Origin of the sequence: Nonomuraea sp. NPDC049725 (assembly GCF_040674795.1) — a bacterium.
GTDB lineage: Bacteria > Actinomycetota > Actinomycetes > Streptosporangiales > Streptosporangiaceae > Nonomuraea > Nonomuraea ceibae.
The window spans coordinates 73,436-90,516 of sequence record NZ_JBFANJ010000021.1 but is presented as its reverse complement, the minus strand read 5'-3'; the positions used below and the strand labels follow the sequence as shown (position 1 = coordinate 90,516).

The following is a 17,081-nucleotide window of genomic DNA, read 5'->3' as shown; positions in this document are numbered from 1 at the left end:
GGTCTAGGGTCCGTCCAGGGCGAGGGCCCCGGCCCGGACGAGCAGGGGAAGCACGTGGTCACGGACCGCCGGGGCCAGGCGGGGCGCGTAGCCGTCGCGCCCGTCGGTCCACCCCAGCGCGGCCAGCTCGGCCGCGGGCCTCGGGCGTCCGGTCAGCGCGGCCGTGAACACGGTCATGCGCATCGGCACGCCCTCGAGCGCGGCCACGTCCTCCACCCGGCCGAGCAGGTCCAGGTCGCGCGGCGCGACGCCGAGCTCCTCGTCCAGCTCCCGGACCAGGGTCTCCTCCGGGCTCTCTCCCGCCTCGGGCTTGCCTCCCGGCAGGTAGAACACCTCCGGCGCGGCCTTCTTGCTGACGACGAGCAAGCGCCCCCGCTCGACGACGGCCGCCGCCACCACGTTCATCACCCGGTCATCCACCACGCCGCCAGCATTCCAGATACGGGACGGAATTGGTCCTCCGGGCGGCTGCACGATCGGCCCTTATCGAGGGTACCGATCGGTGTCACGCTCAGGGCATGACAACGACAGCGACTCGCTTCGACGGCCGGCTCCTCACCCCCGGCGACGCCGGTTACGACAGCGCCCGCACCGTCTGGAACGCCATGGTCGACCGGCGGCCCCGGATGATCGTCCGCGCGGCGGGCGTCGCCGACGTGGTCGCCGCCGTGCGGCTGGCGCGGGAGCTGGACCTGGAGATCGGCGTGCGCTGCGGCGGCCACAACGCCGCCGGCTTCGCCGTCCCCGACGGCGGACTCATGATCGACCTGACGCCCATGGGCGGCGTGCGGATCGACCCGGCCCGCCGCCGGGCCCGGGTGCAGGGCGGCGCGCTGCTCGGCGCGCTGGACCGAGCGTCCCAGGCGTACGGCCTGGCCACCACCGCCGGCAACGTCTCGCACACCGGCGTCGGCGGGCTCACGCTCGGCGGCGGCATGGGCTGGCTGGCCCGCCAGTACGGCCTGGCCTGCGACAACGTCATCTCGTACACGATGGTCACCGCCGAGGGGGACGTGGTGACCGCCAGCCGTGCCGAGAATCCCGACCTGTTTTGGGGCCTGCGCGGCGGCGGCGGCAACTTCGGCGTCGTCACCGAGTTCGAGTTCCGGCTGCATCACACGGGCACGCGGACGCTGGTCGCCGAGTTCGACTTCCGCGCCGAGGACGCCGTCCCGGTCCTCGAGGGCTGGCGTGACCTGAACGCCGTCGCGCCCCGGCAGGCGACGTTCACCGCCGGCGTCGGCAGCGGCCCGGAGGGCCCGATCGCCACGGCCGGGTTCGTGTGGGTCGGCGACCCGGACGAGGGCCGCCGGCTGCTCCCCGCGATGCGGGCGCTCGGGCGTCCCGTCGCCTCACGCGTCACCACCCCGTCCTACCTCGAACTCCAGCGGCGCGACGACTCCACCGGCGGCCACGCCTACCGCCGCTACGCCAAGGCGCACTACCTGCGGCGATTCCCCACCGCGGCGATCGAGGCGTTCCTGCTGCGCGGCGGCGCCGACCTGAGCGCGGACCCGTACCTGCCGGGTGTCGGCCTGCAGGCGCACGGCGGCGCGATCGCCGACGTCCCCGAGGCGGACGCGGCGTTCAGCCACCGGGGCACGATGTTCGAGTTCGGGGCCGGGTCCCGCTGGACCGACCCGGCCGAGGACGACGCCAGGATGGGCGCCGCCCGCGCCGCCGGGGCGTCGCTCGAACCGTACGCGAGCGGGGTGTACGTCAACTCGCTGACGGCCGACGAGCTGGCCGAGGGGCAGAGCGGCGTGCGGCGGGCGTACCCGGCCGCGAAACTGGCCCGGCTGACCGAGCTCAAGACCGCCTACGACCCGGCCAACGTGTTCCACCTGAACCAGAACATCCGCCCGGCATGCTGACGGCGTCAGCGTCCCCGTACCTCGCGCACGGCCGACGCGAGCAGCGCGACCCCCTCGGCGATGGCGGCCTCGCTGAGGATGGCGTAGCCGAAGATCAGGCCCCCCGGCCCGGCGCCGGTGATCCGGTACGGGCCGACGCCGTGGATGCCGAGCCCGCGCCGGGCGGCGGCGGCCACCACCTCCGCCTCGTCGAGGCCGGGCGGAAGCCAGGCGACCACGTGCTGCCCGGCGGCGATCCCGGCCGGTCGCAGCTCGGGCAGCTGGGTGCGCAGGGCGTCCAGCAGCGCGTCACGGCGGCGGCGGTAGACCGGGCGCATCCGGCGCAGGTGGCGGTCGAACTCCCCGCGCGCCAGGAAGTCGGCGAACGTCAGCTGGTCGATCACCGGCGACCCCCGGTCGGCGAGCACCTTCGCCGCGGCGACGTCGCCCACCAGCCGGGCGGGCACGACCAGCCAGCCGAGCCGCAACCCGGGCGCGAGCGTCTTGCTGGCGGTGCCGCAGTAGACGACGTGATCGGGCGCCAGGCCCTGCATGGCGCCGACCGGCGAGCGGTCGTAACGGTACTCGGCGTCGTAGTCGTCCTCGATCACGAGCGCGCCGCGCCGCTTCGCCCAGCGGATCACCTCCGCCCGCGCCGGGGCCGACAGCACTCCGCCGGTGGGCCACTGGTGCGACGGCGTGAGCACGACCGCGTCGGCGTCGGCCCGGTGGAGCGCGCCGACCTCGACGCCGTCCGGGCCCACCGGGACGCCGACCACCTCCAGACCGGCGGCGCGGGCCAGCACCAGGGCGTCGTCGTTGGACGAGGGGTCCTCCAGGGCGATCCGCCTGGCGCCGTGCTGGACGAGCACCTGGATCAGCAGCGCGATGCCCTGCCCGTAGCCGCCGCAGACGACCACGTGGCCCGGCGCGGCGGAGGTGCCGCGCACCCGGTTGAGGTAGTCGCACAGGGCCGTGTGCAGCTCCGGCACGCCACGACCGTCGAGGTAGGCGAACCTGTCGTTGGGCGTGGCGGTGAGCACGGCGCGGACCGAGCGCAGCCAGGCGGCCCGGGGGAACTGCGACACGTCGGTGCGCCCGTACCCGAAGTCGACCCGGAAGCCGGGGCCGTGCGCCGCCGGGGTCGCGGGGCCCGCGCCGGCGGCCACCGGCGGCATCGACGCGGCGACCTGCGTGTAGCCGCCCGACCGGCTGGCGAGGTAGCCCTCGGCGACGAGCTGCTGGTAGGCCTCCACGACCACGCCACGGGAAACGCCGAGCCCGGCCGCCAGGGTGCGGGAGGGCGGCAGCGAGGCGCCCGCCCGCAGCCGGCCGGCCCGGATGCCCGCGCGGATGGACGTCTCGATCTGCCGGTGCAGCGGCACCCCGGCGTCGCGGTCCAGCTCGATGAGCAGGTCCTCGGCCAGGCCGGAACCGGTTCTCGAACGCCCCATAGGATCGGACCCTACCGGCGGGCGCCCCGTCCGGCCAGGCTGTGTGACCTGGCGGGGCACGGCTCTCTTCGGCATCTCAGTACCCATCGCAGGAGGCGGCGGATGAACGGCACCGAGCCCGGGCAGGCGCCCCGGCACCGCACGACGACCGCGGACCGCCGGGCGTGGCCATGCTGACGCAGGTCGCCGAGGGGGTGCTGATCCACCAGAGCATGTTCGTGCGGACCAACGCCGTCGTCGTGCGGGGCGCGGCCGGGGTGCTGCTCATCGACCCCGGCGTGACCGGCGCCGAGCTCGGCTGCCTCGCGGACGACCTGCACGAGCTGGGACAGCCCGTCGTGGCGGGGTTCTCCACCCATCCCGACTGGGATCACCTGCTCTGGCACCCCCGGCTCGGCCAGGCGCCCCGCCACGGCACGGCGCGCTGCGCGGCCGCCGTCCGCGACCAGCTCGCGGACCCGGACGCGAAGGCCCGCGTCGCCGACCACCTGATCGGGACGGAGGTCGCCGGGCAGGTGCCGCTCGACCTGCTCGGCGACATCACCGGCCTGCCCGCCGGGACCGCGTACGTCCCCTGGGACGGTCCCCGGGTCCGGATCGTCGAGCACCGGGCGCACGCGCCGGGCCACGCGGCGCTGCTGATCGAGGAACGCGGGGTTCTCGTCGCCGGCGACATGCTCTCCGACGTCCTGGTCCCGATGCTCGACCTGGACGCCGCCGACCCGGTCGAGGACTACCTGGAGGCGCTGCGGCTGCTGGAGGAGGTGGCGGGCGACGCGGGCGTCGTCGTCCCCGGTCACGGCTCCGCCGGCGGAGCGGGCCAGGTCCGCGCCCGGATCACCCTGGACCGGGCGTACGTGCACGCCCTGCGGGACGGCCATGAGCCGAGTGACCCCCGGATCGGGCCGTCGGCCGAGCCCGGCTGGGAATGGGTGAGCGACGTGCACACCGGCCAGCTCCAGCGCTTGGCCCGCCCGAACTACCCGAGCACCGGGTAGTTCGCGCGGAACACGTGGTGCGGGTCACGGGCCCGCTTGATCTCCCGCAGCCGCGCGAGCGTCCCGGCGGAGAAGGACTGCGCCGCCGTGTCGCCGGGGGAGAGCATGGTGTACGGCTTGCGTCCGCTGACGCGGCTCTCCAGGCCGGCCACGACCTCGGCCTGCTTGGCGCGCGTCGCGTCGGCCGCGTGCGGCAGCCCGAGCCCCAGCAGCCCGAGCAGGTACGGCTCGGTCAGCGCGCCGCTCGCACCGGCGCCGCCGCCCGGCTCGGCGAGCGCCCCGCCCAGGTGCCTGATCTGCACGTTGATGAGCGGTTCGACCGGCTTGGCCAGCAGGCGCTCCACCGCGTCCGCGTCCAGGCCGGTGAGCAGCTCCGCCCGGGCGATGGACGGGGCCGGGTCGGTCGGCTCGGCGGTGATGCCGCCCAGCTCGGCAAGGGGGACGACGCCCCGGCTGTCGGAGAGCGCGCCCTCGATCTTGCCGAGGCGCGCCAGCAGGTCCTCGGCCCGGGCCGCCTCACCCAGGTAGGCCAGGTCCAGCGTCACCATCGGCGGCGCGCCGGGCGGCTGGAACCGGTTGATCCAGACGCTGAGCTCGCGCGGCGCCTCGGCGGTGATCTCCAGGAACGCGTCGTACACCTCGCCGGTCCGGTGCTCCGGCCAGATCACGCGCCCGCCGTACAGGACCGGCACGGGATACAGCTCCAGCTCGACGGCGGTCACCATCGCGAAGTCCCCGCCACCGCCGCGCAGCGCCCAGAACAGGTCGGGGTCGGACTCGGCGGTCACCCGGCCCGGCTCGCCGTCGGCGTCCACGACGTCGAGGGCGCGCACGCTGTCGGAGGCGAAGCCGTACGCGCGGCTGAACCAGCCGATCCCGCCGCCCAGGGTGTAGCCGGTCACGCTGACCCCGGGCGCGCTGCCGGCCAGGCCGGCCAGCCCCAGCGGGCCGGCCGCCGCCAGCACCTGCCCCCACTTCGCGCCCGCGCCCACCCGGGCCACGCGCTCCTCCGCGCGCACCTCCACGTCGTTCAACCGGCCGGTACGCAGCAGGATCACGCCTTCCACGTCACCCGAGGCGCCGTGGCCGCTCGGCTGCGCGGTCACCGTCAGGCCCGCCCGGCGCGCGTAGCGGACGAGCGCCGCCACGTCGCCGGCGTCCGCGGCCTCCACCACGGCGGCCACCGGCTGCCCGACGGTCAGGTTCCACGCGGCGGCAGCCTGGTCGAAGCCGTCGTCACCGGGCAAAAGCACGCGCCCCTTGAGGGCGCCGCGCAGGTCGTTGCTCGTCATCAGCTGTCTTCCTGGTTCTCGTCAAGGTCAAGGCCGGCGAAATGGTTGTCGTGGGCTTCGTGGAGCCTGCCCTGGTCGCGCTCGGTCACGGTGGCGAGCTGCGCGAAGTACTCCTCCCGGGGCACGCCCGGTGAGAGGGCCATGAGGAGGGTGGCGGGCTCGGGGCGGTCCTTCCGGATCGCGTGCACGGCGCCCGCCGCGGCGTGCGCGGTGTCCCCGGCCCGCAGGGTCCGCCAGGCCCGCCCGTCGAAGTAGCCGACCTCGCCTTCTTCGACGACGAAGGTCTCGCTGAAGGTCGTGTGGAAGTGCGGGGAAGGGCCCCGGCTGGAGGGCGACATGCGCCACCTGTAGAGGCTCACGGTCCCGCCGGTCTCCGCCGGGGTGGCGAGGACCTCGATGACCGATCCGCCGGGGCCCAGCCGGATCGTTCGCGCCGGTGTCGGCTTCGTCTCCGTCATGACCCCGAGTCTCGTGACTCCGCGGCCCGCTCGCGCTCACTTCGGCCCTGGCCTAATGGTGTGGCCGACAATGGGGAGATGATCCGCTACCGACTGGGCGCCGGGGCCGCGGGCGTGCGGTGGGCGATGTCGCCGATCCACGAGGTGGTCAGCCTCGCCCGGCTCCTGACCGAGCCGCGGCGTCACCCGATGTTCCACCCGTGGCTGCGCCGTCGCCGCGACCGCCTGTCGGGGCTGGACCTGGGCGCGCTCACGATCTTCATGGCCGACGGCGCGTACCGGCCCGACTTCCTCGACCCGTCGCCGATGTCCAGCGAGCCGTCGTTCGAGGAGTGCGTGGCCGCCCTCCTCGCCACCCCGCTGGACCAGGTCCGCGCCGAGCTCGCCGACGCCGCGATCGGGCGGGAGGCCGGACTGGGCCGACGGCTGCTCGGCGACCCCGGCCGGGTCAGGGCGGAGGCCGCCGGCGCGGTGCGCCGCCTCTGGAAGGCGGCCGTGGAGCCGGAATGGCCGTCCATGCGGCAGGCGCTGCGGGCCGAGATGCTGGACCGGGCCCTCCAGGTCAACCGCGAGGGGCTGCGCGAGGTCCTTCCGCGCCTGCACCACTCGACGGCGCTGGAGGGCGACACCGTCACCGTCGCGTCGGCAGTCGACGTCGACGTCGACTGCCCGGACGGGCTCATCCTCGTCCCGTCGCTGTTCATCACGGACCGGGTGCAGTGCGCCACCTCCGCCCACTGGGCCCCGGCGATCTACTACCCGGCGTCCGGGCGTTACCTGTGGGCGGCGCCGGCCACGCCGCGATCCCTCGACCGGCTGCTGGGGACGACCCGGGCGGGCATCCTGGCCGCGCTCGTCACCCCGTTGCAGACGGGCGTGGTGGCCGGGCTGGTGGGCGTGACCGCCCCGACGGCCAGCGAGCACCTGACGGTCCTGCGCGACGCCGGGCTGATCGACAGCAGCCGGGCCGGCCGTACGGCCACGCACGAGCTCACCGACGCCGGCCGCGCCCTCCTGGCCGCCGCCTCGCCGCACCCCCGCCGCCCTCGGTGAGCACGCCGGGGGCGGGACCGGCGGCGGGCGGGGCTGAGGAGGACGAGCGTGCGCCACCGGCGTCCGCGGCTGGAGCCTGCCGCGCGGCGATCTCGCCCGCGCCATGCTCGACGTCCTGGCCGACCCCGCCACCCACCGCCGGGCCCTGGGTGTCGGCCCCGGCTGACGGTCAGCGGCGGTGCTGGTGCTGCTCCGGCAGATGGCTGTCCGGGTGGACCCACAGCAGGACGTTGTCCGGCCGCGAGGCGCCGGGCCGCTCCCGCTGCCGCCGGAAGAACTCCAGCACCTCCCGGTCGGAGTGGCGCAGGCTGAAGTGGATCAGGACGAACAGCGTACGCGGGTTCGCCTCGACGATCGGGCGCAGCCGGCTCCACACCGTGTGCCCGACCCGGTCCGCGCGCTCCAGCTCGCCGTCCTCCAGGAAGGTGCACTCGGTGATGACGACCGGGTAGTCGAGCAGCCAGGGGTTGCGCTCGAAGACGCGCACGTGCGTGTCACCCAGATAGGCGAAGAGCGGCCGGGTGGTCAGGGCGTCGACCTCGACGCCCTTCTCGCGTTCGCGCGCCATCAGGCGCCCGAACTCGGCGCCCCTGCCCCGCTCCGCCAGTGACCGCCGCAGCTCCTCGTACTCCGGCCGCAGCGCCTTGACCCGCTCCGAGAAGGCGTAACCGACGCAGGGCACCTTGTGCTCGCACTCCACCACGCGCACCCGGTGTCCCCGGCGCCCGAAGCCGAACTCGTCGCCCCCGGCCACGCCGTGCAGGCGGTGGCCCCCGGCCAGGGCGGGGTCGAACCCGGCCCCGTGGTTGAGCTCGGCGGAGGCGCGGATGTAGGACTCCGCGTACGGCACCGCCTCGGCGGGCAGGTAGACGTCCACGCCGGAGGGGTTGGCGGCCAGGTGGTCGAGGTCCTTGGCGTGGTCGTGGTGGGTGTGGGTGAGGAAGACCGTGTCCGGCCGCCGCCCCTCGCACAGGCCCGCGTCGAGGCAGCACCGCAGTTCGGGGATGTGGAAGAACGTCTTGTCGTTCGCCCGGGAGTAGCCGGTGAGGGTCAGCTCGGTGCCGGGGATCCGCCACGTCTTCCACTGCCGGAACGGGTGTCCCCGCTCCAGCCGGTCGGGGTGCTCTGCCTGGTTCATGTGGGTGTGGGCCGTTTCCTGGAGTTTCGGACGGTCATGGGCGGGGCCGGGGAGAGGGGCGACGGTGCCGCCGCCTAGGCTTCAGGCTACCTGAAGGTTATGACCCCCTTCGCCTTGGAGGACACCCATGCCCAGTTCGTCCACGCCTGCCTTCTCCCGGCGCACCCTGGTCACCTCGCTCGTGGCGACCGCGGGCGCGAGCGGGGCACTGGCCCTCACGGGAGACGACGCGCCGGCCACCCCGCCGAGGCAGGCGGCCCCGGAGCGGCGTCACGAGACGCAGCAGCCCGGCATCGCCACGCCCCAGCAGCTCTACGCCTGCTTCGCCGCCTTCGACCTCGAGAGCGCCGACCCCAAGGGCAAGCCTCTGCCCACCAAGCAGATCGCCGCCAACTTCCAGCGCCTCATGGAGCACTGGAGCGCCGCCGCCGAACGGCTCATGCGGGGCCGCCCCGCCGGGCCGCTCCCGTCCAGCCGCCCCGGCATGCCCGCCGACACCGGCATCGCCGACGGCCTGCCGCCCTCCCGGCTGACCGTGACGTTCGGCCTCGGACCCGAGCTGTTCGGCAGGATCGGCCGTAAGAAGGAGCGGCCCCGGCACCTGCGCCGGCTGCCGGCCTTCTCCACCGACCAGCTCCAGCCCGCCTGGAGCGGCGGCGAGCTGTTCGTGCAGATCTGCGGCGACGACCCGCAGAGCATCAGCCACGCCTTCCGCGCCCTGCGCGGCCGCGCCCCCGGCCTCGCCCGGCTGCGCTGGAGCCAGCAGGGCTTCCTCGGCCGGTTCGGCGACGCCACCCCGCGCAACCTGTTCGGGCACAAGGACGGCACCGCCAACCCCAGGCCGGGCACCGCCGCCTTCGACGACGCCGTACGGGTCACCGCGCCGGACGAGCCGTCCTGGTTCACCGGCGGCACCTACCTGGTCTTCCGCAAGATCCGGATGGACCTGCCCACCTGGGACACCTCCACCGCCGACAAGCAGGACCGGTCCATCGGCCGCCGCCGCGACAACGGCGCCCCGCTCAGCGGCGGCCACGAGTTCACCCCCGCGGACTTCGGCAAGAAGGGGCCCGACGGCCAACCCCTCATCCCGGCCGACTCCCACGTGGCCCTGGTCCACGGCATCCCCATGCTGCGGCGCTCGTACAACTACGACTACGCCTTCCAGTCGCCGCCCGCGCCGGACGCCGGCCACGAGCACCCCGGGGGCGACAAACCCGGCCACAGCCACGACGACCCGCTGCACGACCACGCCGGGGCCGGGCACAACAGCTACGACACCGGCACCCTGTTCTGCGCCTACCTGCGGGACCCTGGCGACTTCGTCCGCGCCCAGCGCAAGATGGCCGACGCCGGCGACCGGCTCAACGCCTTCATCCAGCACACCGGCAGCGCCGTCTTCGCCATCCCCCCGGCGGTCCGGCCCGGCCGTTCCCTCGCGGACGCGCTGTTCCCCGCCCGCTGACCCCGGACCGCCCCCCGGTCAGGACGGACGCGGTGCGGGAGCCGTCCGCGAAGTCAGCCCCGCTCGCCCAGGTCCAGGCGGTCGAGCAGCCCGGCGGCGGTGAAGGCGGCCACCAGCTCGTCGCGGCCCTCGGTGAAGTGCGCCCAGCTGTCGTAGTGGACGGGGACCACCTGGCGGGCGCCGAGGATCCTGGCGGCCGCGGCGGCCTGGGCGCTGTCGAGGACGATCGGCGCGCCGCCGAAGAGGACGTCGAAGCGGGGAGCCCCGGCGAAGAGCACGGCGGTGTCCACCGGGCCGAAGCGCTCGGCGATCCGCTCGACGAGTTCGAGCGAGGCGTTGTCGCCGCTGACGTAGACGGTGGGCAGGCCCTCCCCGGTCAGGACGAACCCGACGACCTGCCCGGTGAACGGCTCGACGTCCTCGCGGGCGCCGGGCCCGTGGACGGCGGGCACGCCGGTGACCGTGACCGTGCCGCCGCCGGGGCGCTCCAGCTCGACCGCCTCCCAGTCGGCCAGCCCCCTGGCCCCGCCGCCCAGGCGCTGGCCGCCTCCGGGCGTGGTGAGGGTCAGGGGGACGCCGGCGAGCAGCGCCCGGCCGGAGACGTCCAGGTTGTCGGGGTGCTCGTCGTGGGAGAGCAGGACCACGTCGATCCGGCCCAGGTCGGCCGGGGCGGCGGCGGAGGGGGCCGTCTTGGTCAGCCGGCCGCGCGGCACGGGGTAGTCGCGGGGGGCGTCGAAGGTCGGGTCGGTCAGGAAGCGCAGGCCGCCGTACTCGAACAGGGCGGTCGGGCCGCCGAGGACGCGGACATGGGTAGTGGTCATCGCAAGTTCCTCACGGATGGGAAGTCGTTTATCCGTGAAGGACGGTAGCGGTGTCTCACGGATGAGCGCAAGCCGTACCATGAGAGCCATGAGTGCCGAGCCTTTGCTGCCGCCCGCGCCGGGAGCGGCGGACCACCTCGCCCTCGACTTCGCCAACAGCGCCGTCGCGCTGCCCGGAGGGCGGTTCGTCGACCTTCTCGGCACCCCGGAGGCGGCGAACCGGTGGCTGGCCGAGCGCGGCCTGGCTCCGGCCGACGCCGGGGTGCGGGAGATGTGCGCGACGCAGCTGCGCTCGCTGCGCGAGCACGTCAGGTCGCTGTTCGCCGCCCGCGTGGCCGGGGTGCCCGCCCTGCCCGCGGCGCTGTCGGCCGTCAACGACGCGCTGAGCGGGGCGCCCACGGCGGCCCTGCTGTACTGGGACGACCGGCGCGGCCCGTACCGCGCGGCGCCGTGCCCGGTCAACGAGATCCTCGACCGCGCGCTCGCGGCTCTCGCGGCCGACGCGGCCGACCTCCTCACCGGCCCGGACGCCGGCCGCCTCAGCTCGTGCGGGGCCGCGCCCTGCAACCGCTTCCTGCTGAGCCGCGGCCGCCGCCACTGGTGCTCCGTCCGCTGCGGCGACCGTGCCCGCGCCGCCCGCGCCTACGCCCGCCGCGCCCGCTCGCAGGCCGGCTGACCCCGCAGCCGGGGGTTCCCGCGTCCTCCGTTTCCCCCGGTGGGGGATATATCCACCTGTGTGACAGGCGGGGCCACATATATGCGTTGACTGGGGCGGAGCCGGTGGCGTTCCATTCAGGATGGCTGCCATTGCCGGGGGGTCTCGGGCGGCCGCACGCGGCGCGGACGGAGGCGGAGCATGCGCTATCGGCTCGACCCGGCGGCGGAGGCGCAGGCCGTACGCGGCAACCTGATCGGCGCCCTCTACACCGGCGGCATCGCCTGGCTGGTCTCCTCCTACATGAGCGGCCGGATCCCCGCCGTGACCGTCGTCGTGCGGATCCCGCGCGACTTCGAGCTCTTCCCCTGGCTGGCCGGCGGCACCGGCGTGATCTCCGCGCTGTTCACGGTCGCGCTGGCCGCGAGCGTGGTCCGCTGGCAGATCGCGCTGTCGCAGCGGCGGCAGGCGCGCGATCCGGTCAAGGCGCTGCTGCTGCCGCCCACGGCCCAGCACGGCGCCGCCCTGCGCCAGTCGCGTCCCGGCCGCACCACGGTGGGCAACGTCGCGCTGCTGGCCGTGCCGTGGGTGGTGTTCCCGCTGGTGATCGTCGCGCTGGGCACCCAGCTCACGCCCGAGCGGATGGGCCCGCGCGCCGAGGAGGCGATCTGGGTCGCCGGCCTGGCCGGCGGGGTCGGGCTGGCCGTGCTCGTCGTCGTCGCCGTCGACGTCACGCGCCGGCAACTGCTGGCCTGGCAGGTGCGCAGGCTCTCCCAGGACCCGGCCTTCGCCGCGCTGATGCCGCCCGCCACCGCCACCCCGGCCCAGTACCGGGCGCCGGTCATCCCCGAACTGAGGATCACCTACTACGATCCGCCCCCGAGCATCACCTTCGGCCTGCCCAAGGTCACCGCCGAGCGCAGCGTCTTCGGCCGGCCCCCGCTGGACATCGCCTACTTCCGGCTGTTCGAGAACGAGTTACGGGTGCGCGACTTCGTCAAAGGGGCCTTCCGCCGCTGCGGGCACGTGCACCTGCTGCGCAGCGCCGCCTCCGTGAGCTACTCCGAGCTGGCCCGGGCGCGGCGCACCGGGACGCTCAAGAACCTGTTCATCACCTCCGACCGGCGCATGCTGCGGGCGCTCGGCGCGCGGTCCACCGAGCCGCTGCCCAGCGGGTTCCGCACCATCAGGGGCACCGGCGGCAAGGGCGTGCGCGTCTGGGACCGCAAGGGCAGCTACCCCATGTCCGCCTACCTGTGCCACGGGAGCTACTGGAAACGCGCCGTCGACACCCTGCTGGAGCTCGCCGACCTCGTCGTCATCGACCTGTCGGGCTTCCAGAAGGAGAACGTCGGCACCGGCTACGAACTCCAGCGCGTCATCGACCGCTACCCCGTCCACCGCGTCGTCGTCCTCGCCGACACCGGCAGCGACACCCGCTATCTGGCGACCCACATCAGGCACGCCTGGGCGAGGATGGCCCCCGGCTCGCCCAACTCCGGGGACGGCGCCAGGACCCTGCTGGTCAGCCGGATCGCCATCGGCGGCCCGGCGGCCACCCACCACCTGCTGGCCTACGCGCTCCAACGACTGAGGTGATCGAGGATGTCCGCCCCCGGCAACGACCTGGCTCCCGTGATCGAGCTCTACAAGGTCGCGGTGGAGATGGCCGACCGGGTCTCGGCCCGGCGCACCCTGGCCAACGCCTTCTTCCTGTCCGTCCAGAGCACGCTGCTGTCGGTCGCCGCGCTGTCGCTGTTCACCGGCGTCAGGCCGTGGCCGGTCCCGGTGGTGTTCGCGCTGGTCGGAGTGGTGCTGTCGGGCACCTGGTGGGTGCAGTTGCGCAGCTACCGCGATCTCAACCGGGCCAAGTTCGCCGTCATCAACGAGATCGAGCTGCAACTGCCCGTGCAGCCGTTCGGCAGCGAGTGGCAGGCGCTGCTGGCCAGCCGGACCGGGCCGCTGCGGAGCCGCTACGCCGACCTCGGCAGCACCGAGCGGATCGTGCCCGGCGTGTTCGTGCTGCTGCATCTGCTGCTGATGGCGGGCAGACTCCTGGCATGACCTACCTGGACGCGGACGCGCGCCTCATCCGGAGCCTGCTGCCCGCCGGAGCCGCCCCGCCGGACGACGCCACCGGCCTGTTCGTCCTGTACGCGGTGCTGCTGCGGGCCAAGGGCGAGGCGGTGAGCGCCGAGGACGTCCACGACGCCTGGTCGGCGTGGATGAGCACGCGCGATCCCGGCCATCCGGCGCTCGTCCCGTACGCCGACCTGCCGCCCGCCACGCGCGCGGCCGACGAGCCGTACGCCGAGGCCATCCGCGCGGCGGCCGCCCGGCGCCGCCGCTGACCCGGGCGGGCGGCGGGCCGGGGGCCGTCAGCCGGTGCTGGTCCAGACGGGCAGGGTCAGCACGGTGTGCATGCGGCGCAGCTCGTCGCGGTGCAGGGCGCTCAGGCGGGTCAGCACCTGCTCGCCCTCCGGCGTCACCAGGACGCGCACGGCGCGGCCGTCGTCGGGGTGGGCCTCCCGCTTGACCAGGCCCTGCGACTGGGCCCGGTTGACCAGCTCGACGACGCTGTGGTGGCGGAGCTGGAGCCGGTCGGCGAGCTCGCGCACGGTCGCCCACTCCCGCCCGGGGAAGCCCTTCAGCGCCAGCAGCAGCTGGTATTGCTGCGGGGTGAGGCCGTCGGCGCGCACCGTCTCCTCGCTGAAGCGCAGGTAGCTGCGGATCCCGAAGCGGAAGCGGGCCAGCGCCTCGAAGTCCTGCTTGGTCAGGGGCGGGCTCTCATGGTCGGACACCAGGCAAGTCTATCGCGTCACGAGGTGACGTGCGGCGCAGCGCCGACGCGTCAGTCCAGGTCAACGTGATGAAAGACCGCCCATGTTCACCTGATTTCTATCGTGTTACGATGCAAATGCGTCCTGGGGAGGTATCGTGCTCAGTGATCGAGATCGCGAAGCGCTGCGGGAGATCCAGTGCCGGCTGCTGGCCGACGATCCGGCTTTCGCGCGGGACTTCTCGACCGACGCCCGGCTTCTCGAGGACGACGCCCCGTCCGGCGACCCGGTCACGTCCGCCTTCACGCTGCCGCTCCTGCTCAGCCTGGGGCTCGGCGTGCTCTCCCTGGTGGGCGGGTCGGGCGTCGGCGGGCTGGTGTTCTCCGGCATGGCCGCCGGCTTCTGGTGGCTGCGCGAGCGCCACGACGCGGGCACGTACGGGCCCTGAGCGCGCGTACGGGACACCGGCAGGATCCGGCCATCGATGCCCCGCCGGCCGCACGGGGCGGATATCGGAGGAACAAATGATCGCCATCGTCGCCGTGCTGGGCACGGTCCTGGCGCTGGCCGCCCTGGGGCTCGGCCTCGGCGTGCGGGTCGTCAAGCATGAACGGGCCACGCCGCCCGAACAAGCCCCGGAGGCGGCGCCGGAGGAGCCGCCCGCCCTCCCGGCTCGGCCTGAGCTGACCCCGGACAGCGTGCCGGGCCAGCGGCTCCCCACCGAGCGGAGCGTCGCCCGATGAGCCGGCCCGCGGAGCTGAGGCGGCACGCCAGGACCTCGGCCGCGCGCCCCAGGGACGGCGAGACCCCGCACACCCTCACCGGCGAGCACGCCCAACTCCTGGCCCAGGTCACCGCCCGCGCCCGGGCCCTGCTCGCGGCGGCGGCCCGGGGCGGCTCCCCGGAGCGGGAGGCCCGCGCCCTGACCGCCTACCTGCGCGCCGAGGTGATCCGGCAGATCAGGGACGAGGAGTGGCTGCTGTTCCCCGCCTACGGCGCCGCGCCCGCGCTGTCACGGCTGACCCGCGACCACGCCCGGCTGCGCGCCGCCGTCGACGCGATCACCCGGGCGGCCTCCGACTCCTGCCCGCCGGCGCGGCTCGCGACCCTCACCCGCGACCTGCTCACCCAGCTCGGACGCCACTTCGCCACCGAGGAACGCGTCCTGGCCGCGCTCGGCCGACCGGCCGCCGCGACCGCCGCGCTCGGCGCGCAGCCGCACCGCTGGTTCCCGCTCACCGAGGGGCCGGTGATCGACCTGGACGCGCTGCCCCAGGCCGCGGCTGCCGACGCCGTACGCGACCGGCTGCGCAGGCTCGGCCGCGACGAGGCGGTCGAGCTGCGCTCCGGTCATGACCTCAACCTGCTGTGCTGGCAGCTGGCCGACGGCGACTACGGCTTCACGTACCTGAGCGAGGGGCCCGGCGAGTGGCGCGTCCGGGTGCGGCGGCGCTGAGGCGGGGCGGGGTCAGCCGCGGCCCGCCGCGGGGTTCTAGGGTGGAGGCGTGCTGAAGGCGTGGGCCGGGGTGGCGGGGGAGTCGCGGGCGGCGCTCGCCGTGGGGGCGGAGCTGGTGGCCCGCTGGAGCGAGCCGCACCGGCGCTACCACGACCTGGCCCACCTGCGCGCGGTGCTGTCCGCCGTCGGCCTGCTGGAGGGCTCCGCCGCCGACCCCGTGGCGGTGCGGCTGGCCGCCTGGTTCCACGACGCCGTCTACGACGGGCGGCCCGGCTGGGACGAGGAGCGCAGCGCCCAGCTCGCCCAGGCCAGGCTGCCGCGCTGCGGCGTGCCGCCGTCGCGGGTGGCCGAGGTCGCCAGGCTGGTCCGGCTGACCGCCGCGCACGACGCCGTCACCGCCGGCGACCGCGACGGCGCGGTGCTGTGCGACGCCGACCTGGCCGTCCTCGGCGGCGACGGCTACGCCGCCTACGCGCGGGCGATCCGCCAGGAGTACGCGCATGTGCCCGACGACCTCTTCAGGCGGGGCCGGGCCCAGGTGCTGCGCCGGCTGCTGGCCGTACCGGAGCTCTATCGCACGCCCGCCGCGCGGGAGCTGTGGGAGGAGCGGGCGCGGGCCGCGATGGCGCGCGAGCTCGCCGAGCTCAGCGGGGCTTACGGCGGCGCAGCCCCGAGGCGATGAGACGGTGCAGCAGCTCGCGCGAGCTGACCGGATGCGCGCCGAGCGACACCGCGTGCGCGTGCGCCGTCTCCGGCACGTCGTAGTGGTCGCGGTCGAACGCGCGCCCGGGCACGCCGAGCCGCACCGCGAAGGCGTGCAGCTCGTCCAGCGAGCTGTCGCTGACCAGGTGGGACCAGAGCAGGCCGCGCGGCCCGGGGAAGTTGGGCGGGTCGATGAGCACCGTCACGACGTCAAGGGTAGAACCCGCCCGCGCACGGTGAGCTCCCCGAGATCGGCCACCACCGCGTCCACGTCCCGCGCGAGGCCGGAGTCGTCGCGGTCTACCGCCACCACCAGCCCGAACCCGCCCCTGCGGGCCGCCTCGATCCCCGGCAGCGCCGCCTCCACCACCGCCGCCCGCACCGCGGGCAGCGCCAGCCGGCGCACCGCCTCCAGGAACAGCGCCGGGTCGGGCTTGCCCGGCAGGTTCATCAGCGCCGCGTCGCTCCCGTCGACCAGCACGTCGAACAGGTGCGTCACGCCCGCCGCCCCGACCAGCCTGCGCCCGTGCAGGCTGGCCGACACCCCGGCGGTACGGGCCCCGCGCCGGCGCAGCTCGTGCAGCAGCGCCACGGCGGCGGGGAACGCGGCGACGCCGTACTTGTCCACCTCGGCGAGGAACAGCTGGTCCTTGGCCAGGCCGAGCCCGTGCACGGTCGGCGCGCCCGGCGGGTCGTCGGCCGCGCCCTCGGGCAGCGTGATGCCGCGCGAGGCCAGGAACGTGCGCACCCCGTCGAGGCGCGGACGCCCGTCGACGTGGCGCAGGTAGTCGCCGCGGATGTCGAACGGCTCGCAGCGGCCGCGCAGGAACGCGTCGAAGACGTGCTTCCAGGCGGCCGCGTGCCCCCGGGCGGTGTCGGTGACCACGCCGTCGGTGTCGAACACGACGGCGCCGATCGCCGTCAGGTCGATGACAGGATCGCTCACACCGCGAACG

21 protein-coding genes are annotated in these 17,081 nt (G+C 75.0%); 12 read left to right on the top strand and 9 right to left on the bottom strand.

All coding sequences use genetic code 11. The features are described 5' to 3' along the window. Window positions 1-3: 3 nt before the first annotated feature. Window positions 4-423, bottom strand: a complete 420-nt coding sequence (locus AB0J53_RS38810; RefSeq protein ID WP_364181723.1) for an NUDIX domain-containing protein — start codon at window positions 421-423, stop codon at window positions 4-6. Window positions 424-518: 95 nt separating this feature from the next. On the opposite strand from AB0J53_RS38810, the gene AB0J53_RS38805 reads away from it, so the two are divergent. Beyond that, a complete protein-coding gene (locus AB0J53_RS38805; protein ID WP_364181720.1) occupies window positions 519-1,874 on the top strand; it encodes an FAD-dependent oxidoreductase in 1,356 nt (451 codons plus the stop codon). 5 nt (window positions 1,875-1,879) lie between these two features. Here AB0J53_RS38805 and AB0J53_RS38800 read toward each other — a convergent pair whose 3' ends face one another. Next, window positions 1,880-3,307 (bottom strand): PLP-dependent aminotransferase family protein, encoded by a 1,428-nt coding sequence (locus tag AB0J53_RS38800; RefSeq protein ID WP_364181717.1) that lies wholly within the window; start codon window positions 3,305-3,307, stop codon window positions 1,880-1,882. Window positions 3,308-3,477: 170 nt separating this feature from the next. Between AB0J53_RS38800 and AB0J53_RS38795 the strand changes: the two genes are divergently transcribed. Further along, window positions 3,478-4,305, top strand: a complete 828-nt coding sequence (locus AB0J53_RS38795) for an MBL fold metallo-hydrolase (RefSeq protein WP_364181875.1) — start codon at window positions 3,478-3,480, stop codon at window positions 4,303-4,305. On the opposite strand, the gene AB0J53_RS38790 is transcribed toward AB0J53_RS38795, so the two are convergent. Together AB0J53_RS38790 and AB0J53_RS38785 are read right to left on the bottom strand one after the other, a co-directional pair. Beyond that, window positions 4,287-5,597, bottom strand: coding sequence for an FAD-binding oxidoreductase (locus tag AB0J53_RS38790; protein WP_364181714.1), 1,311 nt, complete (start codon window positions 5,595-5,597; stop codon window positions 4,287-4,289). The two genes, AB0J53_RS38795 and AB0J53_RS38790, sit on opposite strands and share 19 nt — an antisense overlap. Beyond that, a complete protein-coding gene (locus AB0J53_RS38785) occupies window positions 5,597-6,055 on the bottom strand; it encodes a cupin domain-containing protein (protein ID WP_364181711.1) in 459 nt (152 codons plus the stop codon). The genes AB0J53_RS38790 and AB0J53_RS38785 overlap by 1 nt, the downstream gene beginning before the upstream one ends. Before the next feature lie 78 nt (window positions 6,056-6,133). On the opposite strand from AB0J53_RS38785, the gene AB0J53_RS38780 reads away from it, so the two are divergent. Beyond that, window positions 6,134-7,108 carry a DUF5937 family protein gene (locus AB0J53_RS38780; RefSeq protein WP_364181709.1) on the top strand — a complete coding sequence of 325 codons (975 nt, stop codon included), beginning with the start codon at window positions 6,134-6,136 and terminating at the stop codon, window positions 7,106-7,108. A 169-nt stretch (window positions 7,109-7,277) separates the two neighbouring features. On the opposite strand, the gene AB0J53_RS38775 is transcribed toward AB0J53_RS38780, so the two are convergent. Further along, window positions 7,278-8,246, bottom strand: coding sequence for an MBL fold metallo-hydrolase (locus AB0J53_RS38775; protein WP_364181707.1), 969 nt, complete (start codon window positions 8,244-8,246; stop codon window positions 7,278-7,280). Window positions 8,247-8,373: 127 nt separating this feature from the next. On the opposite strand from AB0J53_RS38775, the gene AB0J53_RS38770 reads away from it, so the two are divergent. Beyond that, window positions 8,374-9,711 (top strand): Dyp-type peroxidase, encoded by a 1,338-nt coding sequence (locus tag AB0J53_RS38770; protein ID WP_364181704.1) that lies wholly within the window; start codon window positions 8,374-8,376, stop codon window positions 9,709-9,711. Between the two features lie 53 nt (window positions 9,712-9,764). On the opposite strand, the gene AB0J53_RS38765 is transcribed toward AB0J53_RS38770, so the two are convergent. Then, window positions 9,765-10,532 (bottom strand): MBL fold metallo-hydrolase, encoded by a 768-nt coding sequence (locus tag AB0J53_RS38765; protein ID WP_364181701.1) that lies wholly within the window; start codon window positions 10,530-10,532, stop codon window positions 9,765-9,767. A gap of 88 nt (window positions 10,533-10,620) precedes the next feature. On the opposite strand from AB0J53_RS38765, the gene AB0J53_RS38760 reads away from it, so the two are divergent. The 4 genes from AB0J53_RS38760 (at window position 10,621) to AB0J53_RS38745 (ending at window position 13,538) form a co-directional block, all read left to right on the top strand. Next, the gene (locus AB0J53_RS38760; RefSeq protein WP_364181698.1) at window positions 10,621-11,208 is read left to right on the top strand and encodes an ABATE domain-containing protein; all 588 of its coding nucleotides are present in this window, start codon (window positions 10,621-10,623) and stop codon (window positions 11,206-11,208) included. A 180-nt stretch (window positions 11,209-11,388) separates the two neighbouring features. Beyond that, complete coding sequence (locus tag AB0J53_RS38755) at window positions 11,389-12,786, top strand: hypothetical protein (protein WP_364181695.1); 1,398 nt, start codon at window positions 11,389-11,391, stop codon at window positions 12,784-12,786. A 6-nt stretch (window positions 12,787-12,792) separates the two neighbouring features. Then, window positions 12,793-13,251, top strand: a complete 459-nt coding sequence (locus AB0J53_RS38750) for a hypothetical protein (RefSeq protein WP_364181692.1) — start codon at window positions 12,793-12,795, stop codon at window positions 13,249-13,251. Continuing rightward, a complete protein-coding gene (locus AB0J53_RS38745) occupies window positions 13,248-13,538 on the top strand; it encodes a hypothetical protein (protein WP_219502116.1) in 291 nt (96 codons plus the stop codon). The genes AB0J53_RS38750 and AB0J53_RS38745 overlap by 4 nt, the downstream gene beginning before the upstream one ends. 27 nt (window positions 13,539-13,565) lie before the next feature. On the opposite strand, the gene AB0J53_RS38740 is transcribed toward AB0J53_RS38745, so the two are convergent. Then, a complete protein-coding gene (locus tag AB0J53_RS38740) occupies window positions 13,566-13,988 on the bottom strand; it encodes a MarR family winged helix-turn-helix transcriptional regulator (RefSeq protein ID WP_219502117.1) in 423 nt (140 codons plus the stop codon). A gap of 136 nt (window positions 13,989-14,124) precedes the next feature. Here AB0J53_RS38740 and AB0J53_RS38735 point away from each other — a divergent pair, with 136 nt between their 5' ends. The 4 genes from AB0J53_RS38735 to AB0J53_RS38720 all read left to right on the top strand — a co-directional run bounded on the left by AB0J53_RS38735 (window position 14,125) and on the right by AB0J53_RS38720 (window position 16,105). Next, entirely contained in the window at window positions 14,125-14,415 is a 291-nt protein-coding gene (locus AB0J53_RS38735) for a DUF3040 domain-containing protein (protein WP_364181689.1), read from the top strand. A gap of 76 nt (window positions 14,416-14,491) precedes the next feature. After that, window positions 14,492-14,710 carry a hypothetical protein gene (locus tag AB0J53_RS38730; RefSeq protein ID WP_364181687.1) on the top strand — a complete coding sequence of 73 codons (219 nt, stop codon included), beginning with the start codon at window positions 14,492-14,494 and terminating at the stop codon, window positions 14,708-14,710. Next, window positions 14,707-15,423, top strand: a complete 717-nt coding sequence (locus AB0J53_RS38725; RefSeq protein WP_364181684.1) for a hemerythrin domain-containing protein — start codon at window positions 14,707-14,709, stop codon at window positions 15,421-15,423. The genes AB0J53_RS38730 and AB0J53_RS38725 overlap by 4 nt, the downstream gene beginning before the upstream one ends. A 49-nt stretch (window positions 15,424-15,472) precedes the next feature. After that, window positions 15,473-16,105 carry a metal-dependent phosphohydrolase gene (locus AB0J53_RS38720; RefSeq protein WP_364181681.1) on the top strand — a complete coding sequence of 211 codons (633 nt, stop codon included), beginning with the start codon at window positions 15,473-15,475 and terminating at the stop codon, window positions 16,103-16,105. Here the strand turns inward: AB0J53_RS38720 and AB0J53_RS38715 are convergent. Both AB0J53_RS38715 and AB0J53_RS38710 read right to left on the bottom strand, forming a co-directional pair. Then, window positions 16,068-16,331: a DUF4031 domain-containing protein gene (locus AB0J53_RS38715; protein WP_219502124.1), complete on the bottom strand. Its 264-nt coding sequence runs from the start codon at window positions 16,329-16,331 to the stop codon at window positions 16,068-16,070. The two genes, AB0J53_RS38720 and AB0J53_RS38715, sit on opposite strands and share 38 nt — an antisense overlap. Continuing rightward, on the bottom strand, window positions 16,328-17,071 hold the full coding sequence (locus tag AB0J53_RS38710) for an HAD family hydrolase (protein WP_364181678.1): 744 nt from the start codon (window positions 17,069-17,071) through the stop codon (window positions 16,328-16,330). The genes AB0J53_RS38715 and AB0J53_RS38710 overlap by 4 nt, the downstream gene beginning before the upstream one ends. Window positions 17,072-17,081 lie beyond the last annotated feature (10 nt).

Excerpts from the sequence above, each read along its gene's own strand:
- AB0J53_RS38730 (WP_364181687.1), top strand. The coding sequence starts at position 14,492 with ATGATCGCCATCGTCGCCGTGCTGGGCACGGTCCTGGCGCTGGCCGCC.
- AB0J53_RS38800 (WP_364181717.1), bottom strand. The coding sequence starts at position 3,307 with ATGGGGCGTTCGAGAACCGGTTCCGGCCTGGCCGAGGACCTGCTCATC.
- AB0J53_RS38780 (WP_364181709.1), top strand. The coding sequence starts at position 6,134 with ATGATCCGCTACCGACTGGGCGCCGGGGCCGCGGGCGTGCGGTGGGCG.
- AB0J53_RS38725 (WP_364181684.1), top strand. The coding sequence starts at position 14,707 with ATGAGCCGGCCCGCGGAGCTGAGGCGGCACGCCAGGACCTCGGCCGCG.
- AB0J53_RS38790 (WP_364181714.1), bottom strand. The coding sequence starts at position 5,597 with ATGACGAGCAACGACCTGCGCGGCGCCCTCAAGGGGCGCGTGCTTTTG.
- AB0J53_RS38770 (WP_364181704.1), top strand. The coding sequence starts at position 8,374 with ATGCCCAGTTCGTCCACGCCTGCCTTCTCCCGGCGCACCCTGGTCACC.
- AB0J53_RS38745 (WP_219502116.1), top strand. The coding sequence starts at position 13,248 with ATGACCTACCTGGACGCGGACGCGCGCCTCATCCGGAGCCTGCTGCCC.
- AB0J53_RS38750 (WP_364181692.1), top strand. The coding sequence starts at position 12,793 with ATGTCCGCCCCCGGCAACGACCTGGCTCCCGTGATCGAGCTCTACAAG.
- AB0J53_RS38785 (WP_364181711.1), bottom strand. The coding sequence starts at position 6,055 with ATGACGGAGACGAAGCCGACACCGGCGCGAACGATCCGGCTGGGCCCC.
- AB0J53_RS38775 (WP_364181707.1), bottom strand. The coding sequence starts at position 8,246 with ATGAACCAGGCAGAGCACCCCGACCGGCTGGAGCGGGGACACCCGTTC.
- AB0J53_RS38805 (WP_364181720.1), top strand. The coding sequence starts at position 519 with ATGACAACGACAGCGACTCGCTTCGACGGCCGGCTCCTCACCCCCGGC.
- AB0J53_RS38755 (WP_364181695.1), top strand. The coding sequence starts at position 11,389 with ATGCGCTATCGGCTCGACCCGGCGGCGGAGGCGCAGGCCGTACGCGGC.
- AB0J53_RS38760 (WP_364181698.1), top strand. The coding sequence starts at position 10,621 with ATGAGTGCCGAGCCTTTGCTGCCGCCCGCGCCGGGAGCGGCGGACCAC.
- AB0J53_RS38795 (WP_364181875.1), top strand. The coding sequence starts at position 3,478 with ATGCTGACGCAGGTCGCCGAGGGGGTGCTGATCCACCAGAGCATGTTC.
- AB0J53_RS38765 (WP_364181701.1), bottom strand. The coding sequence starts at position 10,532 with ATGACCACTACCCATGTCCGCGTCCTCGGCGGCCCGACCGCCCTGTTC.